General features: G+C 74.2%; 17 protein-coding genes, 1 pseudogene and 1 riboswitch. Of the genes and pseudogenes, 8 read left to right on the top strand and 10 right to left on the bottom strand.

Going from position 1 to position 24,769, the window contains the following annotated elements:
- Position 1: 1 nt before the first annotated feature.
- From ACFZDK_RS19945 to ACFZDK_RS19925, 5 genes are all read right to left on the bottom strand, one after another.
- On the bottom strand, positions 2 to 2,743 hold the full coding sequence (locus tag ACFZDK_RS19945; RefSeq protein ID WP_390974075.1) for a SpoIIE family protein phosphatase: 2,742 nt from the start codon (positions 2,741 to 2,743) through the stop codon (positions 2 to 4).
- Positions 2,744 to 2,786: 43 nt separating this feature from the next.
- On the bottom strand, positions 2,787 to 5,312 hold the full coding sequence (locus tag ACFZDK_RS19940; protein WP_390974074.1) for a SpoIIE family protein phosphatase: 2,526 nt from the start codon (positions 5,310 to 5,312) through the stop codon (positions 2,787 to 2,789).
- Positions 5,313 to 5,433: 121 nt separating this feature from the next.
- A complete protein-coding gene (locus tag ACFZDK_RS19935) occupies positions 5,434 to 6,120 on the bottom strand; it encodes a 2-phosphosulfolactate phosphatase (protein ID WP_390974072.1) in 687 nt (228 codons plus the stop codon).
- 23 nt (positions 6,121 to 6,143) lie between these two features.
- Positions 6,144 to 6,431, bottom strand: a complete 288-nt coding sequence (locus ACFZDK_RS19930) for a DUF1232 domain-containing protein (RefSeq protein ID WP_390974071.1) — start codon at positions 6,429 to 6,431, stop codon at positions 6,144 to 6,146.
- Positions 6,432 to 6,471: 40 nt separating this feature from the next.
- Positions 6,472 to 7,638, bottom strand: a complete 1,167-nt coding sequence (locus tag ACFZDK_RS19925) for a hypothetical protein (RefSeq protein WP_390974069.1) — start codon at positions 7,636 to 7,638, stop codon at positions 6,472 to 6,474.
- Between the two features lie 334 nt (positions 7,639 to 7,972).
- Here ACFZDK_RS19925 and ACFZDK_RS19920 point away from each other — a divergent pair, with 334 nt between their 5' ends.
- Entirely contained in the window at positions 7,973 to 8,350 is a 378-nt protein-coding gene (locus ACFZDK_RS19920) for a helix-turn-helix transcriptional regulator (RefSeq protein ID WP_390974259.1), read from the top strand.
- Positions 8,347 to 9,354, top strand: coding sequence for a hypothetical protein (locus tag ACFZDK_RS19915; RefSeq protein WP_390974067.1), 1,008 nt, complete (start codon positions 8,347 to 8,349; stop codon positions 9,352 to 9,354). Before ACFZDK_RS19920 ends, ACFZDK_RS19915 begins: the two co-directional genes overlap by 4 nt.
- 54 nt (positions 9,355 to 9,408) lie before the next feature.
- On the opposite strand, the gene ACFZDK_RS19910 is transcribed toward ACFZDK_RS19915, so the two are convergent.
- Complete coding sequence (locus tag ACFZDK_RS19910) at positions 9,409 to 10,773, bottom strand: FAD-dependent oxidoreductase (protein ID WP_390974065.1); 1,365 nt, start codon at positions 10,771 to 10,773, stop codon at positions 9,409 to 9,411.
- Between the two features lie 265 nt (positions 10,774 to 11,038).
- Between ACFZDK_RS19910 and ACFZDK_RS19905 the strand changes: the two genes are divergently transcribed.
- Positions 11,039 to 12,097 carry an NAD-dependent epimerase/dehydratase family protein gene (locus ACFZDK_RS19905; protein ID WP_390974063.1) on the top strand — a complete coding sequence of 353 codons (1,059 nt, stop codon included), beginning with the start codon at positions 11,039 to 11,041 and terminating at the stop codon, positions 12,095 to 12,097.
- A gap of 36 nt (positions 12,098 to 12,133) precedes the next feature.
- On the opposite strand, the gene ACFZDK_RS19900 is transcribed toward ACFZDK_RS19905, so the two are convergent.
- The gene (locus ACFZDK_RS19900; RefSeq protein ID WP_390974062.1) at positions 12,134 to 14,446 is read right to left on the bottom strand and encodes an NlpC/P60 family protein; all 2,313 of its coding nucleotides are present in this window, start codon (positions 14,444 to 14,446) and stop codon (positions 12,134 to 12,136) included.
- Between the two features lie 8 nt (positions 14,447 to 14,454).
- Positions 14,455 to 14,629, bottom strand: a riboswitch (cyclic di-AMP (ydaO/yuaA leader).
- A 167-nt stretch (positions 14,630 to 14,796) separates the two neighbouring features.
- Positions 14,797 to 16,026 (bottom strand): SpoIIE family protein phosphatase, encoded by a 1,230-nt coding sequence (locus ACFZDK_RS19895; protein ID WP_390974060.1) that lies wholly within the window; start codon positions 16,024 to 16,026, stop codon positions 14,797 to 14,799.
- Between the two features lie 311 nt (positions 16,027 to 16,337).
- Between ACFZDK_RS19895 and ACFZDK_RS19890 the strand changes: the two genes are divergently transcribed.
- Entirely contained in the window at positions 16,338 to 18,293 is a 1,956-nt protein-coding gene (locus ACFZDK_RS19890; protein ID WP_390974257.1) for a DUF1996 domain-containing protein, read from the top strand.
- 2 nt (positions 18,294 to 18,295) lie between these two features.
- Here ACFZDK_RS19890 and ACFZDK_RS19885 read toward each other — a convergent pair whose 3' ends face one another.
- Positions 18,296 to 18,937, bottom strand: coding sequence for a lipoprotein (locus ACFZDK_RS19885; RefSeq protein ID WP_390974058.1), 642 nt, complete (start codon positions 18,935 to 18,937; stop codon positions 18,296 to 18,298).
- A gap of 134 nt (positions 18,938 to 19,071) precedes the next feature.
- Between ACFZDK_RS19885 and ACFZDK_RS19880 the strand changes: the two are divergent.
- The 4 genes and pseudogenes from ACFZDK_RS19880 to ACFZDK_RS19865 form a co-directional block, all read left to right on the top strand.
- Positions 19,072 to 19,309: pseudogene (locus ACFZDK_RS19880) on the top strand (flavodoxin family protein); the annotation flags it as partial.
- Between the two features lie 453 nt (positions 19,310 to 19,762).
- Positions 19,763 to 21,916 (top strand): acetoacetate decarboxylase family protein, encoded by a 2,154-nt coding sequence (locus tag ACFZDK_RS19875; protein WP_390974057.1) that lies wholly within the window; start codon positions 19,763 to 19,765, stop codon positions 21,914 to 21,916.
- 27 nt (positions 21,917 to 21,943) lie between these two features.
- Complete coding sequence (locus ACFZDK_RS19870; protein WP_390974055.1) at positions 21,944 to 22,195, top strand: hypothetical protein; 252 nt, start codon at positions 21,944 to 21,946, stop codon at positions 22,193 to 22,195.
- Between the two features lie 347 nt (positions 22,196 to 22,542).
- Complete coding sequence (locus ACFZDK_RS19865) at positions 22,543 to 23,796, top strand: beta-ketoacyl-ACP synthase II (RefSeq protein WP_390974054.1); 1,254 nt, start codon at positions 22,543 to 22,545, stop codon at positions 23,794 to 23,796.
- A 30-nt stretch (positions 23,797 to 23,826) separates the two neighbouring features.
- On the opposite strand, the gene ACFZDK_RS19860 is transcribed toward ACFZDK_RS19865, so the two are convergent.
- A complete protein-coding gene (locus ACFZDK_RS19860) occupies positions 23,827 to 24,558 on the bottom strand; it encodes a DUF6454 family protein (RefSeq protein WP_390974053.1) in 732 nt (243 codons plus the stop codon).
- Positions 24,559 to 24,769: the final 211 nt, after the last annotated feature.

Below are 24,769 nucleotides of genomic sequence, written 5' to 3'. Positions count from 1 at the left end.
GTCAGGGCAGCGGCTGCTCCGCCCAGATGACCTTGCCGGCCGGTGTGTAGCGGGTGCCCCAGCGCTCGGCCAGCTGCGCGACCAGGAACAGCCCCCGGCCGCCCTCGTCGGTGCTCGCCGCGTACCGCAGATGCGGGGAGGTGGTGCTGGCGTCGGAGACCTCGCAGATCAGCGTACGGTCGCGCAGCAGCCGTACCCCGATGGGCGCCCGGCCGTACCGGATGGCGTTGGTGACCAGCTCGCTGAGGATCAGCTCGGTGGCGAACGACAGCTCGTCCAGGTCCCACTCGGCCAGCTGCCGGGTCACCTTGGACCGCACCTCGGAGACGGCCGCGGGATCGGCCGGCACCTGCCACTCGGCGATCCGGTCCGCGCCCAGCGCCCGGGTCCGGGCCACGATCAGCGCCACGTCGTCGCTGGGGCGGGCCGGCAGCCGCTCCAGGACCGCCGCACAGGTCTCGTCGGGGGTGCCGTCGACCGCCGACTCCAGGGCGCCGGCGAGCAGTTCGAGTCCCTCGTCGATGTCCCGCTGCCGGTCCTCGACCAGCCCGTCGGTGTACAGGACCAGCCTGCTGCCCTCCGGCAGCTCCAACTCGGCCGTCTCGAAGGGCAGTCCGCCCACACCCAGCGGCGGACCCGCCGGCACGTCCGGGAACTCCACGCTGCCGTCGGGCCGGAGCAGCGCCGGCGGCGGATGCCCGGCCCGGGCGAGCGTGCAGCGCCGGGAGACCGGGTCGTAGATCGCGTACAGACAGGTCGCGCCGGTGATGGTGGCCGCGTTGTCCGCGGGGGTCTCGTCCTGGTCGATACGGCCCACCAACTCGTCCAGCAGCACCAGGAGTTCGTCGGGCTGCAGGTCGAGCGCCGTGAAGTTGTGCACGGCGGTGCGCAGCCGCCCCATGGTCGCCGCCGCGTGCAGCCCGTGCCCCACCACGTCCCCGACCACCAGGGCCACCCGGGCCCCGGACAGCGGCAGCACGTCGAACCAGTCGCCGCCGACCCCCGCCTGCGCCGGCAGATACCGGTAGGCGATGTCCAGCGCGGTCTGCTCGGGCAGGCGGCGCGGCAGCAGACTGCGCTGCAGGGTGACCGCCATGCCGTGCTCGCGCGTGTAGCGGCGGGCGTTGTCGATGGAGACGGCGGCCCGGGCCACCAGCTCCTCGGCGAGGGTCAGTTCCTCCGTGTCGAAGGGGTCCGGCTTCTCCGAGCGGCAGAAGTTGGCCAGGCCCAGCACCAGGTTCCCGGCCCGCAGCGGCACGGTGATCAGCGAGTGGATGCCGAACTCCAGGATCTGACCGGTGAGTTCCCTGTCCTGGGCGCGCCAGCCCGGTGCGTCCCGCAGCCGCGGCTCCACGACCGACTCACCGGTCTCCAGACCGCGGGCCTGCGGCGAGGACGGCACGAACCGGATCCGCTCGCCTACGGCGTACAGCGGGGCGTCCTTGCGGATGCCGGTGAACGCCACCCGGAGCAGCGGGTCCCCGGGCTTGGGCTCCTCGCCCTTGAGGACCGCGTCGTACAGGTCGATGGTGGCGTAGTCCGCGAACCGGGGCACGGCCAGCTCCGCCAGCTCCTCGGCGGTGCGGGTGACGTCCAGGCTGGTGCCGATGCCCACCCCGGCGTCGTACAGCATGTTCAGCCGCTCGCGGGCCACCTCGGCGCGGCCGGAGAGGGCGCGCAGTTCGGTGGAGTCGCGCAGGGTGGTGACGCTGCCCGGCGGGCCGCCGCGCACCTCGATGGGGCGCTGGTTGACGGCCAGCAGACGGTCCTTGACCAGATGCACCTCGTCGGTGGCGACCCGCCCCGAGGCGATCAGCTCCGCCGTGTCGCCGTCCAGGCCGAGTTCCAGGACCGGGCGGCGCTCGGCGTCCCGGGGCAGGTCCAGCAGGCGCTGCGCCTCGTCGTTGGCGAGCATCAGCCGGCCGTCGCCGCCGATGATCAGCACGCCCTCCCGCACGGAGTGCAGCACCGCGTCGTGGTGCTCGTACATGCGGGTCATCTCGTCCGGGCCGAGACCGTGCGTCTGGCGGAGCAGCCGCCGGCTGACCAGGGCCGTCCCGGCCAGCGCCAGCGCCAGCGCGGCGGCGGCCGCGGTCAGCAGCAGCGGCAGCTGCTGGTCGGCGGTGCCGCCCACGTGCGCGGTGGTGATGCCGGCCGACACCAGGCCCACCACCTTGCCGTCGGTGTCCCGCACCGGGACCACGGCCTGCACCAGCTCCCCGATGGTGCCGTGGACCTCCTCGGTGACGGTCCCGCCGGCGAGCGCGGGCCCGATGTCACCGACGAACTTCTTGCCGATGCGGTCCGGCTTCGGGTGCGTGTAGCGGATGCCGTCGGTGTTCATGACGACGATGAAGTCCACGCCCGTCGACTTGCGGGCCGCCTCCGCCCTCGGCTGGAGCACGGCCGTCGGGTCGGGCAGCCGCAGGGCCGCCGCCGTGCCGGGCGCGTTGGCGAACGTCTCGGCCACCGCCACGGACCGGTTGCGGGCCTCCGTGGTGCTGTCGTGGCGGACCTGGAGCACCTGCGCCACCACGGCCGACACGACCAGCAGCAGCACGATCACCACGTGCAGCACGAACACCTGTCCGGCCACGGAGCGTCCGCTCAGCGCCGACCACAGCGGTCCGGACCGGATACGGCTCCGCCCGCCCGTTCCCTGCTGCTCCCGCGCGGTGAGCGGCGCGCGCGGAGTCGCCGAACGGGGCGGCCGGATGTCGGACCGGCCGGACTGACGGACCATGAGCCCATGTCTACACTGCCCGGCCCTCCGAGGCGAGAGCGTCTCAGGAGGTAACCGGCGCGACACCCCGTGGTGCCACGTCACCGGCCGCGTGCGGGCGGCGGCTGGCGAGCAGCAGCGCCACGTCGTCGGGGCGGTCGGTGGCATGCCGCGCCATCGCGGTGAGCTGGTCGGCCACCCCGGACAGGGACCGGCCACCGCGCCCGCCCGGCGCGGCCCCGGCCCGAGCCAGCGCCTCCCCCAGCGCCGAGATGCCGTCGTCGATGTCGGCTCCCGGCCGTTCCACCAGCCCGTCCGTGTACAGGGCGAGGATCGCGTCCGGCTCCAATTCCAGTTCGGTCACCGGATACCGGGCCCGCGGGTCCACGCCCAGCACCACGCCTCCGGGGATCTCCAGGACGCGGGTGCGGCCGTCCGGGCCGCGCAGCAGGGGCGGTGGATGACCGGCCCGGGCGACCCGGGCGTGCCCGGTGGCGGGGTCCAGGCGCAGATAGCAGCAGCTCGCGAACTGACCCGGGTCGAGGCCGATGAGCAGTTGGTTGGTGCCGCTCATCACCTCGTCCGGCGGCCGGTCGCCGAGCGCGAACGCCCTGACCGCGCTGCGCAGTTGGCCCATGGTGGCCGCGGCCTGCACCCCGTGCCCCTGGACGTCGCCGATGACCAGGGCGAGGCCGTCACCGGCCTCGACGACGTCGTACCAGTCGCCGCCCACGTCCATGCCCTGGGTGCCCGGCAGATACCGCCCCGCGGTCTCCACCCGCGGATGCGTCGACAGCCGGCGGGGCAGCAGCGCCTGCTGCAGACCGCGGGCCAGGGCGGCCTCGCTGTCGTAGCGCTGGGCCTTCTCCATCGCGTGCGCGATCAGGCCCGCGAGCGCCGTGAGGACCGTGCGCTCCTCGCTGCTGAAGCCGCGCTCGACCTCGAAGCCGAGGATGCAGGTGCCCACCGGACGGCCGGAGGCGATCAGCGGCAGGAAGGCGCGGGCGCCCTCGTCGGCGTCCAGGGCGAGGCCCGGGTAGGTGTCCGCCAGCTGCCGCATCGACTCGAAGAACAGCGGTCGGCCGGTGGTGAGCGACTCGACACCGGGGATACGGGCGTCCAGGCCGACGCCGTCGAAGGGGGCGAGGAAGCCCGGCGGGAAGCCGCTCTCCCAGGCCAGATAGAGATGCCGGTCCTGGAGCAGGTAGATGGCCAGACGCCTGCCGCCGAACGCCGGGAGCAGCTCCTGCATCACCACCGCCGACACCTGCCGGGCGGTCACCGCGTCGGTCAGCGCGATGGCCAGCGCGATCGGCCGGTACAGCGGGGCCATCGAGGGGCCGCCAACCCGGCCGCGCCCGGCCGCCGCGTCCGGGCCGGGCAGGTGCACGGCCGGGTCGATCCCGGTGGCGGGGGTCACGGTGCAGGTGACGACGTCCGGGCCCGGGTGCAGGGACAGGGCGAGCCAGTCGCCGTCACCGCCGCCCTCCCGGCGGACCTGGAAGTGCTGGGGGTCGGGGGCGAGCAGCGCCCCGCGCCAGTGGTCGTCGTACGCCGGCGCGCTCAGCCAGGGCATGGCCTCCCGCAGGGGCCGGCCGAGGAGCTCGGAGCGCGGCAGGCCCGCCAGCCGGGCGGCGGCCGGGTTGGCGTAGCGGACGAGCCCCGTACGGTCCAGGCAGAACACGCCCTGGGGGAGCAGATCGGCGGCGCTGTCGGCGGCCCCGGCCGGGCCCGGCTCCACGACGATCCCGGAGACCGGGGACGGGCCGTCGGCGCCGGCCGGCGGCCACAGCTCCACCAGGCGCGCCGTGCCGTCCGCGGCCAGTACCTGCAGCGGGGAGACCGGCGGTTTGCCGGCCGCGGTCTCGCGCAGGGCGGCCAGCACACGGTCGGCGTCGGCGGGGGCCACGGCCGCCGCCAGTCCGGGACCGGTGGCCGGGAACTCCTCGGGCGCCAGGCCGAGCAGAGTGTGCAGCCGGTCGTCCGCACGCACCGCCGAGGTGGCCGGGTCCCAGGTGAAACGGCCGATCCGGGCCGTCCCGGGGGAGGTCGTGGGCGGCCGTACGCACACCGGCTCGCCCTCCCAGGCGACGGCCGCGTCGCCCGCCTCGGCCACCAGCTCGCGCAGCCCGGTCCCCAGGTCCTCGGCCAGCCGGCCCAGCCGGTCCAGGCCGGGCAGCTCGTCCTCGGTGTCGGAGGTCGCCGGGCACAGCACGGTGAGCACCCCGAAGGACGGCTCCGCGCCCGGCACCGGCGTGTACACCGACCCGAACTGGAACGGCAGACCGGCCGCGAACTGCGGGTAGCGGCGCACCATCTCCGTGGCGTTGGGCAGCACCACCCGCGTACCGAGCCGGTAGGCGTCGGCGACCGGGAAGGGCCGGTCCGCGTGCAGCCGCCACCAGGGCCGGAACAGCGGGCCGGGCAGCCCCACCAGGGTCGAGAGCCGCAGCAGCCCGGGGGTGCCGGAGCGCAGGTACACCCCGGCGACGTGGGCGTCCGCCGCGCCCAGGGCGGCGGTCGAGGCGTCGACCAGCAGCGCGGTCAGCCGTTCACGCGCCCGGCCCAGGTGCTCGCCGCTGCCAGTCATCCGGTCCTACCTCGTCCGTGCACCGCCGGGTGGGTGACACAGCAAGAATGCGTCAAGACGTCCTCGGAACGCACCCGGGCGGCACGGATCGGTTCCCGGCCCGTCCCCCCCGGGGCGCCCGTCAGCCCTCATCCACCGGGCGGAGCACCAGGTGACCGTCCTCGCGGGCCGCCGCCATGGCGAACGGGAAGGTGTCGGCCTCCAGGCACATCGGTACGTCCTCGGCGTGGACGCCCGTCCAGCCCAGCCGCACCCCCTCGGCGAGCCGCGCGGCCGCGCCGGAGTTCCGGGCCCGCTCCACGAACGGGCCCGGGGCCACGCCGTCGTCGGTGACGCGTCCGGCGATGTACTGGGCGCAGGCCAGGTCCTCGTCGGCCCGACCGCCGTCGCCGGTGACGACGAAGGTGACCGCCTGCGGCCGCTCCCGCCGCAGCACGGCGGCGGTGGCCCCGGCGACCACGAAACTCGCGCACAGCAGCAGCCGGGCGCCCGCGACGGCCATCGCCCCGACCGTCCCGGCGGTGGTCTTCTGGACGATCGTGCGGCCCGCGACGTCCAGCGAGCGCAGCTGGGCCGGCGAGTTGGCCAGGTCGAAGCCCGGCACCGCCGGACCGTCCTGGAAGGCCAGCCAGCCCGGGTGACGGGCCTTCAGCTCCAGTACCTCGTCGAGGGTGTCGGCCAGGACGATCCGCTCGGCACCCCGCCGGAAGGCCCAGGCGGCCACCGTGAAGGCACGCATCACGTCGATGACGACGGCGACCTCGGGCGTCGAGGACAGACCGGAGACCCCGGTGTAGGTGGCTCGCATCTCCCCATCATGCCCTGGGCGGCTCAGAGTTCGGGTTCCTCCACCGGCAGCACCCGGGCCGCGCGCATCGAGCGCAGGGCCAGCAGCAGGACGCCGATGTCGTCCAGATAGATCGGGTCGGGCAGCAGGTCGGTCGGGAGCACCAGATACAGGACGGCACCCCAGAACACCCAGCGCGGGCCGGTCGGCAGCCCGGCCCGGCGCAGGGTGCGCCGGGTGCGGACCAGCCGTACGAGTACGGCGACGGCCCCGGCCAGCAGGGCCGCGGCGACGATCGCGCAGATCAGAAGCACGGTCGTGGTGGTGTCCATGGTTGTCCTGTCGTCCGGCCCCGATCCGGCCCGGGGTCTCTCACTGGTCCGTCTTCCCGGTTTCGTCCCCGGGCATGGGCGCGGACGTCTCGTTCCTCGCCTTCGGGACCCGCAGGCCCTTGAAGGCGCGGGTCAACTGCTGGAGGGGCGAGGCCGGTTCGGCCGGCGACACGGCCGGCAGGTCCGGCAGGCGAGCGGGGGTGTCGCGGAGGGCCGCGAGCGCCTCGTGCGCCCGCTCGGCGGACTCCCGGTACAGGTCCCGGGACCTGGTCATGGCCTCCAGTGCCTCGGAGTACTGCGCGACGAGCTTGCGCTCGCGCGCGAGCTCCTCCTCCAGGGTCATCAGGGTCCAGTTGTCCCGCAGATCGGCCAGGGCCTCTTCGGCGCCCTCCGGGGCGGGTCTCGGCAGCGCGCCGAACCGGCTCACGGCGGCGATCAGCTCGGTCGGCTCCGAGCCGTCCAGGAAGACGCTGCGCACCGCGTACTCCTGCGCCTCGTAACCTGCCGGGGCCGGGTCCGGGGGCAGCAGGACGGCGCCGCCGCGCGGGACCTCGATGCCGAGGTCGCGCAGCGCCCAGTTCACGGCACGGAACTGCTGGGGCGAGGCCCGGTGCTCCACCACGCGGTGGGCGAGACCGGGCGGCAGCCGCCGCACCAGCGGGCGCCGGCCGAGCGCGTCGGGCGTCATCGCCTCGTGCACGACGAGGTTGACGCACCAGGCGTCCTTCGCCGCGTCGCGCAGGACCCGGCGCATCTCCTTGTCGTCGGAGGGCAGCGGGTTGAGGGTGCGCAGCCGCACGCCCGCGACGGCGGGGAGGTAGTCCCAGGCGGCCTCGCCGCCGTCCCCGGCCTCGTCGCCGTCGGGCCAGAACATCGTCGCCGGGGAGGGCCAGGCGTCGTCCCACGGCCGGTCGGCCTCGGCGACGAGCTGCCACTCCCGCCCGGCCTGCCGGCCCTCCTGCGATACGAGGGTCAGCCGGGTGCGTACGGTCACCGCGCCGTCGTCGACGCGCCAGCGGGCCTCGAAGACCCGCCGGGCGGGGTCCTCGGGCACGGCGGGTTCGACGAAGTCGTCGAGGGCGCCGGTCTCCTTGCGGCGGCGCAGGATCCGGCGGATCACCTCCTCGGAGTCCGGGCCCGTGTGGCGGCCGCGGGCGGGCCAGACGGTCTGCGGAAGGACGGCACGGTCGGCGGCGGAGTTCGACATAGGCCAATCTGCTGGTGGAAGCGGGGGTGCGTCCTCCAGTATCACCGCCCGGGAGCGTGTCCCACAGAGCGGGGCCGCCCGCGCACGGGAAGTGCGCCCCGCGCCCGGGGTGCGAACCGTGCGTGCCATACGACGCCGGTTCACCCGTGCCACCGGTCCGGCGCACCGCACACAATGATTCGGCGACCGGGGCCCGCCCGCCCATCCGCTTAGGGACGGGCCCCGGTCGCCGCTGTTCCGGCGAGGGCGCCGAGGGCAGCGCAGGCATCGCAGGGTTGTTCCTCTCGATATATATCGGCTGCCGATATATTCTGGCCGCATGGCATCGAGGGGCATGACCCAGGCGGCGTTCTTCGTCCTCACCGCGCTCGCCGACCAGCCGCGGCACGGCTACGGCATCCTGCGCGAGACAGCGGAACTCTCCGACGGCGAGATCCAGCTGCGCGTCGGCACGCTGTACGGCGTGCTCGACCGGCTCACCGCCGACGGGCTGATCGTGCTGGACCGGGAAGAGGTGCAGCAGGGCCGGCTCAGGCGCTACTACCGGCTCACCGACGACGGCGTGGCCGCCCTCGACGCCGAGGCGGAGCGGATGGCCGCCGGTGCCGGGGCCGCCAAGCGCCGGATCGCCGAGGGCCGCCGGACCGCGAAGCCGGCCGGCACCGTCTCCGAACCCCCCACCGCACCCGGACTCGCGGGAGGCCTCGCATGACCCCCTCGCTGCTCGAGACCCGCTACCGCACCGTCCTGCGGATGCTCCCGGCCTACTACCGGCGCGAGCGCGAGGAGGAGATGGTCGAGACGTACCTGTGCGACCTCGACCGGGAGGTCCAGGACCAGAGCCGGCCCACGGTGGGCGAGGTGGCCAGCGTCGCCGCCCTCGCCGTGCGCAGCCGGCTGGGCGCCGCCGGGTCGCCCCGGGGCTACGAGCTGCTCGGATCGGCCGTACGGCTCTTCGCGGTGTTCGCCGTGCTCGTCCAGGCGGCCGCCGCCGTCGTGGACGACACCCTCGACCTCACCTGGTCGACCACCCGGGGGCCGGCCCAACGGCAGTGGTTTCTCGACCGGTTCACCGACCAGGGGCTCGTGCACGGGGCGGCTGCGGCGGCCCAGTGGACGCTGCCGCTGCTGTGGGCGGTCGCTTATTTCGCGCTGCTGCACGACCGGCGGCGCCTCGCCCGGGCCGCCGCGCTGCTCGCCGCGCTGCCCACGCTGTGGCCCCTGGCCGAGCCGCTGGTGGACGGAACGGCGCACCCCGACCCCGCCTTCGCCGCCACCTCCGGGCTGCTGGCCTGGCTGACGGCCCTGGCCCTGTGCGCCGCGTACCACCGCGACGCACCGCCCGCCCGGCTGCCCGTCGGCTCGCCCGGACTGGTCTTCCTGGCCTGCTGTGTGGTGATGGGCGGCTGCAACGTGCTGGTGCCCACCGTCGCCGACCTCGTCTGGACCCCCGCGACCGGTTTCCTGGCGGGCGGCCTGGCCTGGCTCCTGCTGCGCACCCGGCAGCCCGGCTCCGGCACCCCCGGCGGCGCGCTGGCGCTGGCGGCGCTGGGCCTGCTGATCCTCGCGGTGCGGGCCGCCTCCCTGGCCCTGTGGATCGGCGTCCCCGTGCCCGCCGGGTACCTCGGCGGCAGCCTCGCCCAGACGGCCGCGCTGGCCCTGCTGACGGCGGCCCTGGCGGTGGTGGGCGGGCGCGAGCTGGCCGTCCGCCGATGAACGCGGGAGGGGGCCGACGGTGATCCGTCGGCCCCCTCCCGGTGTCTCAGCGTGTCACGCGCCGCTCTCGCGCAGCATGTCCTCGCGCTCGACGAGCTTCACGCGCTCACGGCCCTGCGGCTCGCCCAGCGCCTTCTCGGCGGCGTCCAGCTTGTACCAGCCCTCCCAGGTGGTGAAGCGGACGTTCCGCTCGGCCAGGAAGGCGTCCACGGCCTCCGGCGCGGGCGCCTCCGGGGTCTGCAGCCGGCCGTTCGTGTAGTCGTCCAGCAGGTTGGACACCGTCTCGTTGGCGTCGCCCTTGGTGTGGCCGATCAGGCCGACCGGGCCGCGGCGGATCCAGCCGGTGACATAGGTCGACCGGAGGTGGTTGCCGCTCTCCTCGACGACCCGGCCGCCCTCGTCCGGGACGGTGCCCGACTCGATGTCCCAGGGCAGCTTGGGCAGCTTGTCGGAGAGGTAGCCGACGGCGCGGTAAACCGCGGTGACGTCCCAGTCCTTGAACTCGCCGGTGCCCTTCACGTTGCCGGTGCCGTCCAGGGCGGTGCGCTCGGTGCGCAGGCCGGTGACCTGGCCGTCCTCGCCGAGGATCTCGGTCGGCGACTCGAAGAAGTGCAGGAAGAGCTTGTGCGGGCGGTCGCCGACATCGCGGATCGCCCAGTTCTCCAGGGTCTTGGCGACCATGTCGGCCTGCTTGTTGCCGCGCCGGGTCTCGATCGAGCCCTTGTCGTAGTCGATGTCCTCGGGGTCGACGATGACCTCGATGTTGGGGGAGTGGTCCAGCTCCCGCAGCTCCATCGGGGAGAACTTCGCCTGCGCCGGGCCGCGACGGCCGAAGACGTGCACTTCGAGGGCCTTGTTGGCCTTCAGGCCGTCGTAGACGTTCGGCGGGATCTCCGTCGGCAGCAGCTCGTCGGCCGTCTTGGCGAGGACGCGGGCCACGTCCAGGGCCACGTTGCCGACGCCGAGGACCGCGACCTTCTCGGCCTTCAGCGGCCAGGTGCGCGGCACGTCCGGGTGGCCGTCGTACCAGGAGACGAAGTCGGCGGCGCCGTAGGAGCCGTCCAGCTCGATGCCGGGTATGCGGAGCTCGCGGTCGGCGGTCGCGCCGGTCGAGAAGATCACCGCGTCGTAGAACGAGCGCAGGTCGTCGAGGCTGATGTCGGTCGGGTAGTCCACGTTGCCGAAGAGGCGGATCTGCGGCTTGTCGAGCACCTGGTGCAGGGCCGTGATGATGCCCTTGATGCGGGGGTGGTCGGGGGCGACGCCGTACCGGATCAGGCCGAACGGGGCGGGCATCCGCTCGAAGAGGTCGATGGACACGCCGGGCTCGGCGGCCACCTCGGACTTGAGCAGGGCGTCGGCGGCGTAGATCCCGGCCGGGCCGGCACCGACTATGGCTACCCGCAGGGGGCGCGGCATGATCAGGTTCCCTTCGAGTGGTGACAATCGACCGAGTGAAGACAATCGATCTCGAACGGGAAGCCTAAACTAAGGCAGTCCTAAGTTAGTACGCGGGTCCGGTCTATGACCTCATAAGCCGATCTTATGCCCCCCGTCGAGCCCGGCTTGTGCCCCGAGGACGTTACCGGTGCCCTCCAGGTTCTTGGCGGCCGCCCCGGGCATGCACCAACCTGTCCCCTGCGGATCACCGAGGCGCGGTGGCCGGAGGGCGAGGGGTGAGGGCGTGGACGCACGCGGGGAGACGGCCGTCGCGGTGACCGGCGGCAGCGGGTTCGTCGGCAGCCATCTGGTACGGCGGCTGCTGGAGCGGGGGTACCGGGTCCACGCCACCGTCCGCAGCGCCTCCGACGCGCCCAAGGTCCGGCCCCTGTGGGAGCTCCAGGAGGCCTTCCCCGGTCGACTCGCCCTGTTCGAGGCCGATCTGCTCGAGGAGGGTTCCTTCGACGAGGCGTTCCGCGGCTGCGCGACCGTGTTCCACGTGGCCTCGCCGTTCCTGATGCCGGAGCGGATCAAGGACGGCCAACGGGACCTGGTGGACCCGGCGTTGCTCGGCACCCGCAACGTGCTCGGCGCCGTGGAGCGGACCCCGGAGGTGGAGACCCTGGTCTTCACCTCCACCGTGGGCGCGATCTTCGGCGACTACGCCGACGTGCGCGAGATGACCGGGCAGCTGCTCACCGAGAAGTACTTCAACACCAGCAGCACGGTGGCGAACAACCCCTACCACTACGCCAAGACGGTCGCCGAACGCGCCGCCTGGGACGCGGAGGCCGCCCAGGACCGCTGGCGCATGGTCTCGATCAACCCCGGCCTGATACTGGGCCCTTCCCTCACGCCCGCCTCCGAGTCCGGCAGCCTGTTCCTGCTGGACGAGCTGTTCAAGGGCTACTTCTGCTACGGCGCCCCGGACTTCAGCTTCACCACCGCGGACGTCCGCGACGTGGCCGACGCGCACATCGCGGCGGCGGAGAACCCGGCGGCCGGGGGCCGGTACATCGTGGCCAACGAGACGATGACCTCGTTCCACGAGATGTCCCGGATCATCCGCACCCGCCACCCCTGGGACCCGCGCCTGCCCCGCACCGCGCTCCCGCACGGGCCGGTACGGGTCCTCGGCCCGCTCTTCGGCCTCACCCAGGACTACATCGCCAAGCACCTCGGCATCCGCTTCCGCGTCGACAACAGCCGGAGCGTGCGCGAACTGGGCCTGGTCTACCGGCCGGTCGAGGAGACCCTCCTGGACCACCACGAGAGCTGGCGCTCACGGCGGCGGAGGGTCTGACGTCGGCGGCCTGGGTCCGACCTCGGCGGCACGGGGTCAGGCCGGGCGGACCACCCGGTGGATCGCCGACTCCCCGGCGTTGTAGATCGACTCCTCGCGTATCGACGCCCCCGGGCTCGGCGCGTGGATCATCATGCCGCCACCCGCGTAGATCCCGACGTGGCTGTCGTTGTCGAAGAAGAAGACGAGGTCGCCCGGCTCGACGGCGGCCAGCGTCATCGGGGTGCCGGCGAACGCCTGGTCCGCCGCGCTCCGCGGCAGCGTCACCCCGGCGGCGCGCCAGGCCGCCTGGGTCAGGCTGGAGCAGTCGTACGACTCCGGGCCGGTCGCCCCCCAGACGCACGGCCGCCCGATCTGCGCCCGCGCGAACGCCAGCGCCTTCATGGCCTTGCCCGGCTCGGCCGGCGCGACGGCCTGCTGGGGGAAGCCGACGGCACCGGCGAAGGCGCCGGTGGCGGCAAGGGGTGTCGCGGCGGCGGGGGGTGCGGTCGGCAGCGGGGTGGTGGGGAGCGGAGCCGTGGCGACCGGGGCTGCGGTGGCCATCGGCATGACGGGCGCGGTCGGTGCCGTTACATACGCCATCGTCGCCCACGGCGGGTCCGGCACCGCCGTGGGCATCGGCGCGGCGGGTGCGGCCGGTGCCGGGGCGGCGGCGTAGGCGGCGGCCGGGGGCTGCATACCGACGGCGTAGCCGCCCAGGTCGGCGCCGGGTGCCGCGAAGTAGGCTCCGGTGCCGGGGTCGGCCTGCGTCATGGCGGCCATGGCAGCGGCGGGGGCCGCCGTGGGGTACGCGGCGGCCGGGTAGCCGGGGTCGGCGGCGACCGCGTAGCCGAGGTCAGCCGCGATCGGGGGCGCGCTCGCGTAGGCCGCGGTCGCGTTCGGCGCCATGGCCTGGAAGGCCCCGGCGTCCATCGGGGCCGACATGGGCGCGGCGGGGGCCGCGGCCGGGTAGGCGCCCGAGTCCGACGGACCCGCGGCCGGGAAGGCACCCGCGTCGGGCGACGTCGGCATCGGGAACGAGCCCGTGGCGCCCGGGGTCATGATGCGGAAGGAACCGGTGTCCCTCGGTGCCGGGGCGGGGACGCCGCCCATGTCCATGGGGCCGGCGGCCGGGAAGGCACCCGTGCCGCCCGGGGTCATGACCCACGAGCCGCTGGTGTCCATCGGGGGCATGGCCTGGGGCGCGCCCGCGCCCGGGCTCATGAGACGCGAGGCGCCCATGTCCACCGGAGGCATGACCTGGGTGGCGGCGGCACTGCCCGGGCTCATCACGCGGGAGGCGCCGAGGTCCATCGAGGGCATCGCCTGGGGTATGCCCGCGCTGCCCGGGCTCATGATGCGGGAGGCGCCGGTGTCCACGGGGGGCATGACCTGGGTGGCGTCGGCGCTGCCCGGGCTCATCACGCGGGAGGCGGGGGCGTCCATCGGGGGCATCGGCTGGGGTGCACCCGCATCGCCGGGGGCCATGCCGCGGGCGCCGGCGCCCGCCGGGTTCCTGCGCTGGGGGGTGCCGGCGCCGGGGGACATGATGCGGAAGGTGCCGGTGTCCGAGGGGGACACGACCGGGATGGTGCCGGTGTCCGACGGGGTCGACGCCGGGAGCCTGCCCGGACCGGCGGGCGCGCCGGACCCGAAGGAGCCTCTGTCGGTGCGCTGGGCCGGGATGCCGACGGCGGGGGCCGCCCACTGCTGCTGCGCCGGAGCCTGGGCCTCGGGGACGCCCCACGAGGTCTGCGTCTGTGCGGCGGGGGCCGCCTCGAGCGCCGCCACCGCGCGCTGACCGGTGCGCTGGGACAGTAGCTCACGGGCCTTGGCGATCTTGAGCTGGTTCTTGGTCTTGGAGGTACCCGGCGCGGCCCGCTGCGGCGCGGCGGCGGACACGGCCTTGGGCGGGCTCGACGGGCCGGCCGGCAGCGCGGCGGCGGGTCCGGCGGTCAGCTCCAGCTTCGGGCGGGCCGGCAGCTCGCGGACGACCTCGATGTCGGTCTGCCCCGACGGTCCCGCGGTCAGCTCCAGCCGGGACGGACCCGAGCCCTCCAGCTGGCCGAGCAGGTCGGCGGCCATGGAGCTGACGGGCCGGCGCGGGCCGGGCCGGTCGGGTATGCGGTCGGAGGGCAGCGCGGCGGGGACACTCGGCCCCAGCCTCGAACGCGCGCCCTCGAACCACTCCCGGGCGATGTTGTCCAGCCCCGGGTCGTCACGGCGGGGCCGCTTGAACAGCGGGACACCGCGTGAGCGCGAGCCTCCGCTCATCGCACGGGTGGCGTTGTAGTTCCCGGTGGCGTTCTCGGCCTGGTCGTAGAGGCTGTTGATCCGCTGTCGAACCTCGTCACGGCTCTCGGACGCCATGGGGGTCGTGCTCCTTCCGTACTCCGCCTACCGGGTTAGCTGTCGGGTTCGGGCGTCGAATCCGGAAGGTATGCCCTACGGCCCTTGCCCTGTGGGCAGTTGGCCGATTCACCCCAGTGATCGGTTGGGTCCCCGGCTCCGGATCGCCCCACGAGGGCACACCGGACTCGGCGGAGGCCGCACGGCCCGACGGGATTCGCCGGGGGGAGCCGAGCGGCTTAGCCGTCAACTTAGCCAACTTGTGTCACTCGTGTGAAGGTTGACGTGCGTAATGTCCGATACGTATTTGTGATGTTCGTCGTACTGTTCGGTATGGGGCTGTGCGGGACGGCATTTCGCGCGTGCGCTGATCACAGTCGTACGACGACCAGGGCGGTGTCGTCGGTCGCGCCATCCGGTGGCAGCAGCTCCCGCAGGACGGCGTCGGCGAGATCCTCCGGGTCCAACTCGCGGTGTGCGGCGAGGGATCGGGTGAGCCGGGCGAGCCCGGTGTCGATGTCCTCGCGGCGGCGCTCGATCAGTCCGTCGGTATAGAGGACGAGGGCGGCGCCGTCCTCGAACGCGGTGACGGCCTGCGGGCGCGGCAGCGGATCGGGGCGGGCGTCGAGCGGGGGATCGGTGGCCCGGTCGAGGAGTTCCACCCGTCCGTCGGTGTGCAGCAGGGCGGGCGGCGGGTGCCCGGCGCTGCTGTAGGTGACCGTGTGACGGGCGAAGTCCACGAACGCCGTCACGGCGGTGGCCGACTCGGCGCCGTCGATCACATGCGCGTACCGCCCCAGCACGCCGAGCGCCTGTGCCGGGCCTTCCGCCACCCGGGAGACCGCGCTGAGCGCACTGCGCAACTGCCCCATGACGCAGGCCGCTTCGAGCCCGTGCCCGACCACGTCGCCGACCGAGACGCCGATGCAGTCGCCGCCGACCAGGTCGACCAGGTCGTACCAGTCGCCGCACACGTTCAGCGCCCCGGTCGCGGGCCGGTAGCGCACGGCCGCCGGGTGGTGCTCCAGTTGCCGGGGGGCGGGCAGCATCGCCTCCTGCAGGGCGACCGCCACCTCGCGCTCCCGCGCGTGTGCCTGCCGCAGCCGCTCGTTGATCTCCTGCAGTTCGCCCGCGCGCCGGTACAGCTCGGCCTCCAGGACCTGGGTCCGTCCGTCGCCGGCGGCCCGGCGCGCCCGGATCAGCTCGGTGACCTCCTCGACCAGGTGCACCAGCAGGACGACCGTCCCGTCCGGGCCGAGGACCGGCACGTTCACCGGGCTCCAGTAGCGCTCCTCCCAGTGCCCGGGCCGGTCGGGGATCTCCACGTCGTACCGCTGCAGGGCCATGGTGTCCCGCTCGCCGGTGGCCAGCACCCGCAGCAGCGAGGTCTCCAGGTTGCGCATACCGGTCGCGGTGCTGTTGTTGGGGTTGTCCGGGAACACGTCGAACAGATACCGGCCGACCATGTCCTCGCGCTTGCGCCCGGCCATGCGCAGGAACTCCTCGTTGGCGTCCGCGTACACCAACTCGGGGGTCAGCAGCGCCACCATCCCGGGCAGTGTCTGGAACACCGCGGCGTAGTCGATCTCCGCCTCGCTCATGACAGGGTCACCTCCCCGCCGTTTTCGCACCAGTTTCCCATGAAACGTAAAAATTGCGCGGCACGATCCGGAGCCCCGTCGTGTGCGTTCCGTAGTCGACCGGTCACTCCACGGGTGTGCTGCCTGTGAGGTCACCGTGAATTCTTGAGACCGTTGAACACGGTGGTGTCGCGGTCCGTATGAAGCCGGGGATTTCCATGCCCGGCCGCCCACGACCACGCAGGGGTACGACCGTGAGTACGACCTTGAGACGTAACAGGCGCAGACGACCGACCGGAGCACGACGCGCGACGTTCGCAGCGGTCGCGCTGATGCTCGGCGGGGGAGGGCTGGTCGCGGTGAACGTCTACGCGTCGGCCACCGAGGGCGGCTCGGACCAGCAGCCCTGGCAGGGCCAGGTGCTCTCCGCGCCCACGGTCTACTGCCCCGACGTCGGCAGCGAGTTGACGGCGGTGCCCGACGGGGCCCGGTCCGACGTCGACCGTGAACTCGCCGAACTGGACCAGCAGATCGCGGCCGCCTACCAGCAACTCAAGGAATCCGCTGCCGCGATCGAGCAGAACCCCGGCCTGGCCGACCAGACGATCATGAATCCGCTGAAGGAGAAGCGGTCCGAGACGCTCGGGCGGATCGCCGACGCCATCGACCGCGAGGGCGACCGCCCCCAGGGCCTCGACGACCTCGCCGCCTGCACCCTGCGCTCCTCGAACCAGGGCGGCGAGCAGTCGGCGGCACCTCAGGACAGCGCCACGCCCAGCCAGGGCAGCAGCACCGGTACCGGGACCGGCACGGGCACCGGCGGACAGGGTGGCCAGGGCGGCAACGGCCCGGTCGCCGCCGACTACGCCGACATCACCACCGTCCAGCCCAATGTGCAGACCCCGGCCGAGCAGTCCGGCGGCTCCACCGGCACCTTCGCCTCCAGCTGCGGTGTCAACGCGAACGGCCTGTTCAACTCGGACAACGTGATCGTCGCGCCCGGTGTCTCCAACGGCGCCCACCACTTCCACGACTACATCGGCAACCAGTCCAACAACGCCTTCGCCAGCGACCAGGACCTCGCCGACGCCGACACCAGCTGTGTCGACCAGGGCGACAAGTCCACGTACTACTGGCCGGTCCTGCGGCTGCAGAACGGCAAGCAGGAGCGGGACGCCGACAAGCCGGGCGGTGGCACCGAGGGCAACGCCGGACAGATCGTCACGGCGAAGGAGGTCACGCTGACCTTCGAGGGCAACCCCACCTCCAAGGTCACCGGGATGCCCCGGCTGCTGCGCATCATCACCGGCGACGCCAAGGCCTTCGTCAACGGCCCCACCAACGCCAACGCCTCCTGGAGCTGCACCGGCTTCGAGGACCGCCAGCTCAAGGACAAGTACCCGCTCTGCCCCTCGGGCAGCGACGTGGTGCGCACGTTCAAGTTCCAGAGCTGCTGGGACGGCCGGAACATCGACAGCGCCAACCACCGCACCCATGTGGCGTTCGAGGCCCCCGACGGCAGCTGCCCTGCCGGTTTCGAGGCGATCCCGCAGCTGGTGCAGCGCATCGTCTACGACGTCGACGCGCCGAGCCTCCAGGACGGCGGCCGTACGGTCCCGCTGTTCGCGGTGGACTCGTTCCCCGAGCAGTTGCACAAGCCGGTCACCGACCACGGCGACTTCATCAACGTCTTCGACGAGAAGCTGATGCGGGAGATGGTCGACTGCATCAACTCCGGCCGGACCTGCGGGGCGGGCGCCGACCAGCAGGAGCCGCCGTCGCAGAGCGCCGAGCCCACCCCGAGCGAGACCGCCGGGTCCGGCGACACCCCGCCGGCCGAGACGGCGACCCCGGTCACCCCGCCGAGCGAGCCGGAGAGCCCGGCCGGGAACCCGAGCGAGAGTGCCCGGCCGTCCGAGCCGCCGGCGGACACGCCCGCCACGGAGACCGCGCCCGGCACCACCGAGCCGCCGAGGGTCTACGCGAGCGCGTCGCCCAAGAAGTCGTCCGGCAGCGGATCGGGCACCTCGGGCGACTCCGGCGGCGGTGACATCAGCCGGCCGACGCAGCGGCCCGACACCGAGACGCCGACCAGCAGTGCCGTAGCCGCCCCGGCGGGCCAGGAGACCTCCTCCACCGCACCCCAGACGGAACCCCAGACCCAGCCCCAGGCGGTCCAGGGCGGGCTCGCCGACACCGGCGCCCACCTCTGGCCGGCCGCCTTCGGCGGACTGCTGCTGGCCTGCGGGTTCGTGCTGCTGTGGCGCACCAAGCGGGGTGCGGCCTGACCTCACCGGGTCCGCAGCGTGTCCTGGGCGAGCTCGAACGCGGGGAGCATCTCGTCGTGCTCCGCACTGTCGAGCCCGCCCAGGTGCAGCACCACGGGGCCGTGGGACGTGACCACCGCCAGCGCCGACTCCTTCTTGCTCTCGCCGAGGAGCTCGCCGGTGTGGACGTAGTCGACCCGCACACCGGCGAGCGCGCCCGCCGTGAAGGTCCGGTACCGGACCCGGCCGGTGTCCTCCTCCGCGGCCACGAAGGCCTTGAGCACCGCGCGGGCGTCGCCGCTGCCCGGCTTCCCGGTCGACACCCGCAGGAAGCCGATGGCCCCGGCCGGCTTGGCGTCGATCTCGCAGACGAGGGTCACCGGACCCTGGCGCGGCAGGCTCTGCGCGAGGTCACCGTCCGGGCCGCCCGAAGCGGCGGCGGCCAGCCCGTCGACGGCCTCCGCCTTCCAGCCCACGGCGACGTCGAAGGTGACCGGCAGCGCACAGGCCGAACCGGCGGCGCCGACCGTCCCCGCGCTCTCGGCCGCCCCGCTCGACCCGTGCCCCGACACCGTGACGTCCGCCGCACGCGGCGACACGTCGCACCCCGTCAGCACCCCCGCCAGCAGCGCGAGCCACGCCACCGCTCTCCGTGCGGTCCCCATCCCGCGCCTCCCCCTTCGGCCCCACCGGCCGGTCACTGTAATCGAGGGCGCCCGCGACCAACGTACGCATGCGCGCCCGGGTGCGCCCCGCCGCCGTTTGCCGTCGGCGGGCACCGCACGGCAGGGTGCCCGGTGTGCCTACCTTGCTGATCGTCCATCACACCCCCTCGCCGCACTGCCAGGCCATGTTCGAGGCCGTGGTCTCCGGGGCGACGACCCCGCAGATCGAGGGGGTCCGGGTGGTGCGGCGGGCGGCCTTGTTCGCCACCGCCTCCGACGTGCTTGGTGCCGACGGATACCCCGCCGGCACCCTGGCCAACCTGGACTACCTATCCGGCGCCCTCAAGCACTTCGTTCGACCAGATCTACTACCGTTCCTGTGAACCGAGCGTTCAGTGAGCTCGCTCAACCGCACGCCCCGAACGGTCTTGGGCGCACTGGTCCCCGGCGTACTCGGCCCTGGGGCAGCGACACGGATCCTGTCCGTGGTCCGATCCCGGGAGGCCGGTTCCCTCACGACCTGACCATGTGGGCACGGCCAGAGGGCGACGGGGAGGCCCCGAACCATCACTCCGGTGGAGCGGGGGCCCCGCACGCTGGCGCCATGCCCGGCGTCCCAGATCGCACGATCACCGTAGCCCGAACGGCCCAGGCCACCGCAAGCCCAGACGCCGACCATCACACGATCGTGTTGAACCGCCCTCGTGCGCCCTCCCCGGCGACCGTACCGGCGGTCACGCTCCACCCGGACGGACGAAGGTGCGCGCGCCGGATCCAGGGCACACGATGGGACCAGGCCATGTCGTCGATCCGAGGGAGCGTCGGATGGCAGCGCGTCGCCGTGCCTCCGGGCCGCCCACGAAGGAGCTGCTGCGGGAATGCGCCCGTGAGGTGGTGGACGTCGCCGAGGGCATCCGCGAGGTCTCCGCACGGACCAGTTCCGTCCTGTTCGCCCCGGCACTGACGGGTTCCGCGCACCGCCGCCCCCGCACCGGCTACGCGGCCCGCTGGGCGCTGCTGCGGGCGCTCACCGACAAGCGGGGCCTCGGCGGCTCGGCGATCGTCGCACCGGACGGAGCGGGCCATCTGCTCGGCACCGCGGGGGAGATGCTGGGCCGGGAGAGCCTGGCCGCCACGGTGGCCGTCACCTCGCTGCGGCTGCGGATCGCCGCCGTGCTCCTCGACCACCCCGAGTTCGAGCACGACCCGGGCATGCGCCGACTGATCGGCGCCGTCGGCGCCGACAGCGACCGGGCGGCCGTCCGTGCGCTGCGGGCCCTGTTCAAGGACCGGGGCGCCCGCCGTGCCCTCTCCGGACTGACCCCGATCCTGGCCGAACTCCTCGCCGTCCGCAGCCTGTTGGACGAGCAACCGCTGGACGACGACACCGCCTGGGCGCTCGCCGCCGGCCGCGCGCCGGCCGCCGGGCCCCCGACGGGCATCGGTGCCTCGCATCTCCCCGCCCCGGACAAGGGCGGTGGCGGGGGCGCCGCGCACGCCGTCGAACTCTCCGCCCGGGAGCGCCAGGGCCTCGCCGCCGAGGGCTCCTTCCTCGGCTTCCTGCGCAACATCGACCTGCTCTCCACCGGCGGCCGTGTCCTCGTCCAGGAGGTGCGCGGCCCCGACGGCGTGCTCCGGTACGTCGTCCAGGCGCCCGGCACGACCCCCGGCCGCCCCCGTGACGACTCCGCACCGGACGTCGCCGACGCCTGGCGCAACCTGTTCCTGACGGACTCGCCGTACACCCGCTCCCTGCTGCTGGCGATCCGGGAACACGGCATCCCGCGCGGCGCCGACCTCGCGCTGGTCGGGCACGGCGAGGGCGGGATCGCGCTGATGAACCTCGCGCAGGACGACGAGTTCTGCCGCGCGTACCGGGTCACCCACCTGGTCGCCGTCGGCGCGCCGGTCGACGGCAGGAGGCCCGCCGACCCGCGCACCTGGGTCGCCGGCATCACCGACCGGCACGACATCGTCCCGGTCCTCGACGGCCGCGACCCGGGCGCCGCCTTCGGCCCGCACCCCAACCGGTACGAGGTCGCCTATGCCGGCCCCGTCCGCGAGTTCCCGCGCTGCCACCTGCTCCGCGGCTACATCGACCACCTGGAGACGGTCGTCCCGCACGCCACCCGGGACGTCGACCGGGCCCTCACCCCCTACCGCGGCCCGGTCGAACGCACCCGTGCCTACCGGCTCGGCGACCGCGCCCGGCCACCCGAGGGCCACCCCTTCCTGACCGTCCCCACCACCAGCCTCGCGACCTCCGCGGGCCCGGTGGACATGCCGGTCCGCTACTACGACTCCTCGGCGGCCCACCTGTGCTTCCCGGTCGACGCCGACGTGGCCCGCAGCCTGCTGCCCGACGTCACCTGGATGGCCCCCACCCGGCTCGGCCGCCGCGCCCTCGCCGTGCTCTCCCTCTACGAACACCGCTGCACCACCATCGGCCCCTACACCGAACTCGGCTTGTCCGTCCTCGTCGACGACCTGTGGCGGCCGCACCCGTACGACGCCGCCGCGGACCTGCTGCGCCGGGCCGACCTGCGCCGCACCGGGCGGTACGTCGTCGCGCTCGTGGTCGGCACCGAGGAGGCGCGGACGGTGGCCGACGAGGTCTGGGCCCAGCCGGCCGAACTCGGATCCGCCGAGATCGACCTGGAGCGGCGCCGACTCCGCGCCGAGGCCCCGGAACTGGGCCTCGGCGTCACGGGGGACCCGGGCCCCGGCGTGCGCTGTCCGGAGCCGGACTGGGTGCTGTACGGGCGGCGGGGCGACAGCGCCGTACGCACCCTCGTCCGTACCCACGGGAAACCCCGCGTTCATGCCCGCCCCCGGGTGCGGCTGCGGCTCGACGGCGCCCGCGGGCCGTTGGCCCGCCACCTCCAGATCCTCGAACTCGACACCGTGCGGCCCGGGTTCGTGCTGTCCAGCCCACGGTTCATGGCCCACCGAAGCGCGGGCGCGGTGCTGCCGCGCTGAGCCTCCCCCAAGTGCAGGTGAACCCCCATGGCGACCGAATCCCGTCCCGCCACCGCGGCGCCCGAACTCCTCGCCCACGTCGACGACCTGAGGGTCGACGCGGACCGCATGGAGGGTTACGCGGAGCGGCTCCGGGGGGCCGCCGCGACGCTGGCCGGCCGCGCCGAGGCACCGGAGTGGAGCGATGCCACCCTGGAACGGCAGGCCGCCGCCTGCACCGCCGCGGCCGCACAACTGCGCACCGCGGCGACCGCGTTGCTGGCCCACGCGACGGAGTGAGGGGGGTCGGCTGCCTGCCGGTGGAATCGTGTGCCTTCGCCTGGCGCGCCGGGCTGTCCGGTGGGCTCATGTGCGCGCTCGGGCGGCCGGGGTGCTCGGCGGGATCGGGTTCGTGTTCCGGTCGTAGCGCCGCGACGTGGGATCCTGCCCACGCCCGGACTCTTCGGGCTGCCACGGGATCCTCCCGGGGCGCGGGGCGGGAGACGCTCCGGGGAAGGACCGAGGGTGGTCGGCGCCGCACCGCGTCCGTGGCGTTCGCGCGTCCGGGTGGAAGCGGTCGGCCGGTCTGGGCCGAACGAGGTGTGGCGGTCGGGGGGTGCCGTCCGCTCCCCGGATAATCAGCGGCCATGCAGCTCGCGAAGACAGGCGCCGCCGGGCGGTGCGTCCCGGTGGCCGTCACCGGTCTGGGACTGGTGACACCGGCCGGGATCGGCAGGGGCGCGGCCTGGGAAGGGCTGTGCGCGGGCGACTCCACGGCCGCCGCCGACCCGGGGCTGGACGGGCTGCCGGTGGCCTTCTCCTGCCGGGTGCCCGACCTGGACGCGGCGGCTCTGCTGGGCCGTCGGCTGAGTCGCAGGCTGGACCGGTTCACCGTGTTCGCGCTGCTGGCCGCCCGGGAGGCGGTCGCCGCCGCCGGACTCGCGCCGGACGGCTGGGACGGGGCCCGGATCGGGGTCGTGATGGGCGTCGGCACCGGGTCCATGCAGGGCTGGCAGCCCGAGTTCGACCGGCTCGCGAACGGCACTCCCGAACGGGTCTCCCCGCTGGCCCTGCCGCGCAGCGTGCCCAACATGGCCGCCGCCGAGATCGCCCTGGACCTTGGTGCCACCGGCCCCAACATGGTCGTCAGCACCGCCTGCGCCTCCGGTACCAGCGCGATCGGCCTGGGCCGGGACTGGCTGCTCGCCGGCCGCTGCGACCTGGTGCTGGCCGGGGGCAGCGAGTCGGCGCGGCTGCCGATGACGGCCGCCTGCTTCGCCCAGCTGCGGGCGCTGTCCCGTCGTAGCGGCGCACCGCACAGCGCCTCCCGGCCGTTCGACCGGGACCGGGACGGGTTCGTCCTCGGCGAGGGAGCGGGTGTCCTGGTGCTGGAGCGGGTCGCGGACGCCCGGGCCCGGGGCGCCCGGCCCGAGGCGTATCTGGCCGGGTTCGGCGCCTCCTGCGACGCGCACCACGTCACCGCCCCGCACCCCGGCGGCGACGGGGCCGCCCGCGCCCTGCGCGCCGCCCTCGCCGACGCCGGGCTCGCCCCCGGGGACGTCGACCACGTCAACGCCCACGGCACCTCCACCCCGCAGGGGGACGCGGCCGAGCACAACGCGCTGCACCAGGTCTTCGCCCGGGTGCCCCCGGTCACCGCCGTGAAGGGCGCCATCGGGCACGCCATCGGCGGCGCGGGTGCCATCGAGGCCGCCTGCACCGTGCTCAGCCTTCGCCACCAACTGGTCCCGCCCACCGCCAACCTCGACGTGCTCGACCCGGCGATGGACCTCGACGTCGTCACCAAGGTGCCGCGCGCCCATCGGATGCGCGCCGCCGTCAGCAACTCCTTCGGGTTCGGCGGGCAGAACGCCGTACTCGCCTTCACCACCGCCGACTAGCGGCGCCCCCCGCCCTCCGGCCCGCGGGTGTCAGACCCGTGACGCGGCCTCCAGGACCAGCAGGCGTGTGCCGCCCGGCGCCGGGGAGCCGTCGGGCAGCGCGTACAGCCGCAGCCGGTCGGTGCCGGCGACCTCGAAGTCCGTGGCCCTGACGGTGACCGAGAGCCCGGCGGGGGAGCGGACGGTGACGGCCGGGCAGCTGCGGAGGCCGAGGTGGCGGCCCGGCGCGGGGGTCCGGCTGACGGGTTCGCCGTCCGTGGTCAGCACCACGGCGCGCCGGCCGCCCCAGGCGACGGTGTGCAGCAGACCGGTCTCGGGGTCGCGGGCGATGCCGCCGAGGTGGTCGGGGTACCGGAACATCTCCTCGGCCTCGCCGGTCACCGGGTCCAGGCGGTACACGACGGACCGCGAGTCGGGCCGGTCCTCGGCCACCGCGACCCAGACGAACTGACCGTCGTGGGTGAGTCCGCCGGCGTGGTGGACCGTGTCCTCGCCGAGCTCCCAGTGCCGCAGCAGGCGTCCCCGCGCGCTCATCTCGAAGAGGTGCCCGCGGCCCCGTCCCGGGGTGTACGACGGCCCGTGCGGGCCCGCACGGGCCCCGGCCGGTTCCAGGATCTCCGTGCTGCTCAGGAAGAAGGTGCCGTCGGCGTGGCCGAGGGCCTGGGGGTGGTGACAGGCGAAGTCCAGCGCAACGGTGTCCACGAGCACCCACGCGCCGGCCCGGATCACGCGGGCGATGGCCTCGTCGACCGTCGGAGTCATGGGGCTGCCGCCTTCCGCCGCAGACCGTTCCCTCCCCGATCATGGGGTGCGGTGCCGGGGCCCGCATCTCCTGCCGCCGCCGGTGGGTGCCGGCCCGTCCCGCGACCGGGCCCTCGGCAGGGGAGCCGAGGGCCGAAGGGAGCGGAGCCCGGGATCAGACGGCCGGAGCGCTGTGGGGTTGCTCCGGTCCCGGCTTCGGGCGGGTGCGGGT

The sequence above is a fragment of the Streptomyces sp. NPDC007901 genome (genome assembly GCF_042959465.1).
In the GTDB taxonomy this organism is placed as follows: domain Bacteria; phylum Actinomycetota; class Actinomycetes; order Streptomycetales; family Streptomycetaceae; genus Streptomyces.
The sequence above is the reverse complement of the archived record's forward strand: the minus strand, read 5'-3'. Positions and strand labels throughout refer to the sequence as shown.

Bases quoted from the DNA above. Each gene is read 5' to 3' on its own strand.
- ACFZDK_RS19895 (WP_390974060.1), bottom strand. From the start codon at position 16,026: ATGAGCGAGGCGGAGATCGACTACGCCGCGGTGTTCCAGACACTGCCC.
- ACFZDK_RS19910 (WP_390974065.1), bottom strand. From the start codon at position 10,773: ATGCCGCGCCCCCTGCGGGTAGCCATAGTCGGTGCCGGCCCGGCCGGG.
- ACFZDK_RS19935 (WP_390974072.1), bottom strand. From the start codon at position 6,120: ATGCGAGCCACCTACACCGGGGTCTCCGGTCTGTCCTCGACGCCCGAG.
- ACFZDK_RS19860 (WP_390974053.1), bottom strand. From the start codon at position 24,558: ATGACTCCGACGGTCGACGAGGCCATCGCCCGCGTGATCCGGGCCGGC.
- ACFZDK_RS19870 (WP_390974055.1), top strand. From the start codon at position 21,944: ATGGCGACCGAATCCCGTCCCGCCACCGCGGCGCCCGAACTCCTCGCC.
- ACFZDK_RS19900 (WP_390974062.1), bottom strand. From the start codon at position 14,446: ATGGCGTCCGAGAGCCGTGACGAGGTTCGACAGCGGATCAACAGCCTC.
- ACFZDK_RS19940 (WP_390974074.1), bottom strand. From the start codon at position 5,312: ATGACTGGCAGCGGCGAGCACCTGGGCCGGGCGCGTGAACGGCTGACC.
- ACFZDK_RS19945 (WP_390974075.1), bottom strand. From the start codon at position 2,743: ATGGTCCGTCAGTCCGGCCGGTCCGACATCCGGCCGCCCCGTTCGGCG.
- ACFZDK_RS19925 (WP_390974069.1), bottom strand. From the start codon at position 7,638: ATGTCGAACTCCGCCGCCGACCGTGCCGTCCTTCCGCAGACCGTCTGG.
- ACFZDK_RS19885 (WP_390974058.1), bottom strand. From the start codon at position 18,937: ATGGGGACCGCACGGAGAGCGGTGGCGTGGCTCGCGCTGCTGGCGGGG.
- ACFZDK_RS19865 (WP_390974054.1), top strand. From the start codon at position 22,543: ATGCAGCTCGCGAAGACAGGCGCCGCCGGGCGGTGCGTCCCGGTGGCC.
- ACFZDK_RS19890 (WP_390974257.1), top strand. From the start codon at position 16,338: ATGCTCGGCGGGGGAGGGCTGGTCGCGGTGAACGTCTACGCGTCGGCC.
- ACFZDK_RS19915 (WP_390974067.1), top strand. From the start codon at position 8,347: ATGACCCCCTCGCTGCTCGAGACCCGCTACCGCACCGTCCTGCGGATG.
- ACFZDK_RS19920 (WP_390974259.1), top strand. From the start codon at position 7,973: ATGACCCAGGCGGCGTTCTTCGTCCTCACCGCGCTCGCCGACCAGCCG.
- ACFZDK_RS19875 (WP_390974057.1), top strand. From the start codon at position 19,763: ATGGCAGCGCGTCGCCGTGCCTCCGGGCCGCCCACGAAGGAGCTGCTG.
- ACFZDK_RS19930 (WP_390974071.1), bottom strand. From the start codon at position 6,431: ATGGACACCACCACGACCGTGCTTCTGATCTGCGCGATCGTCGCCGCG.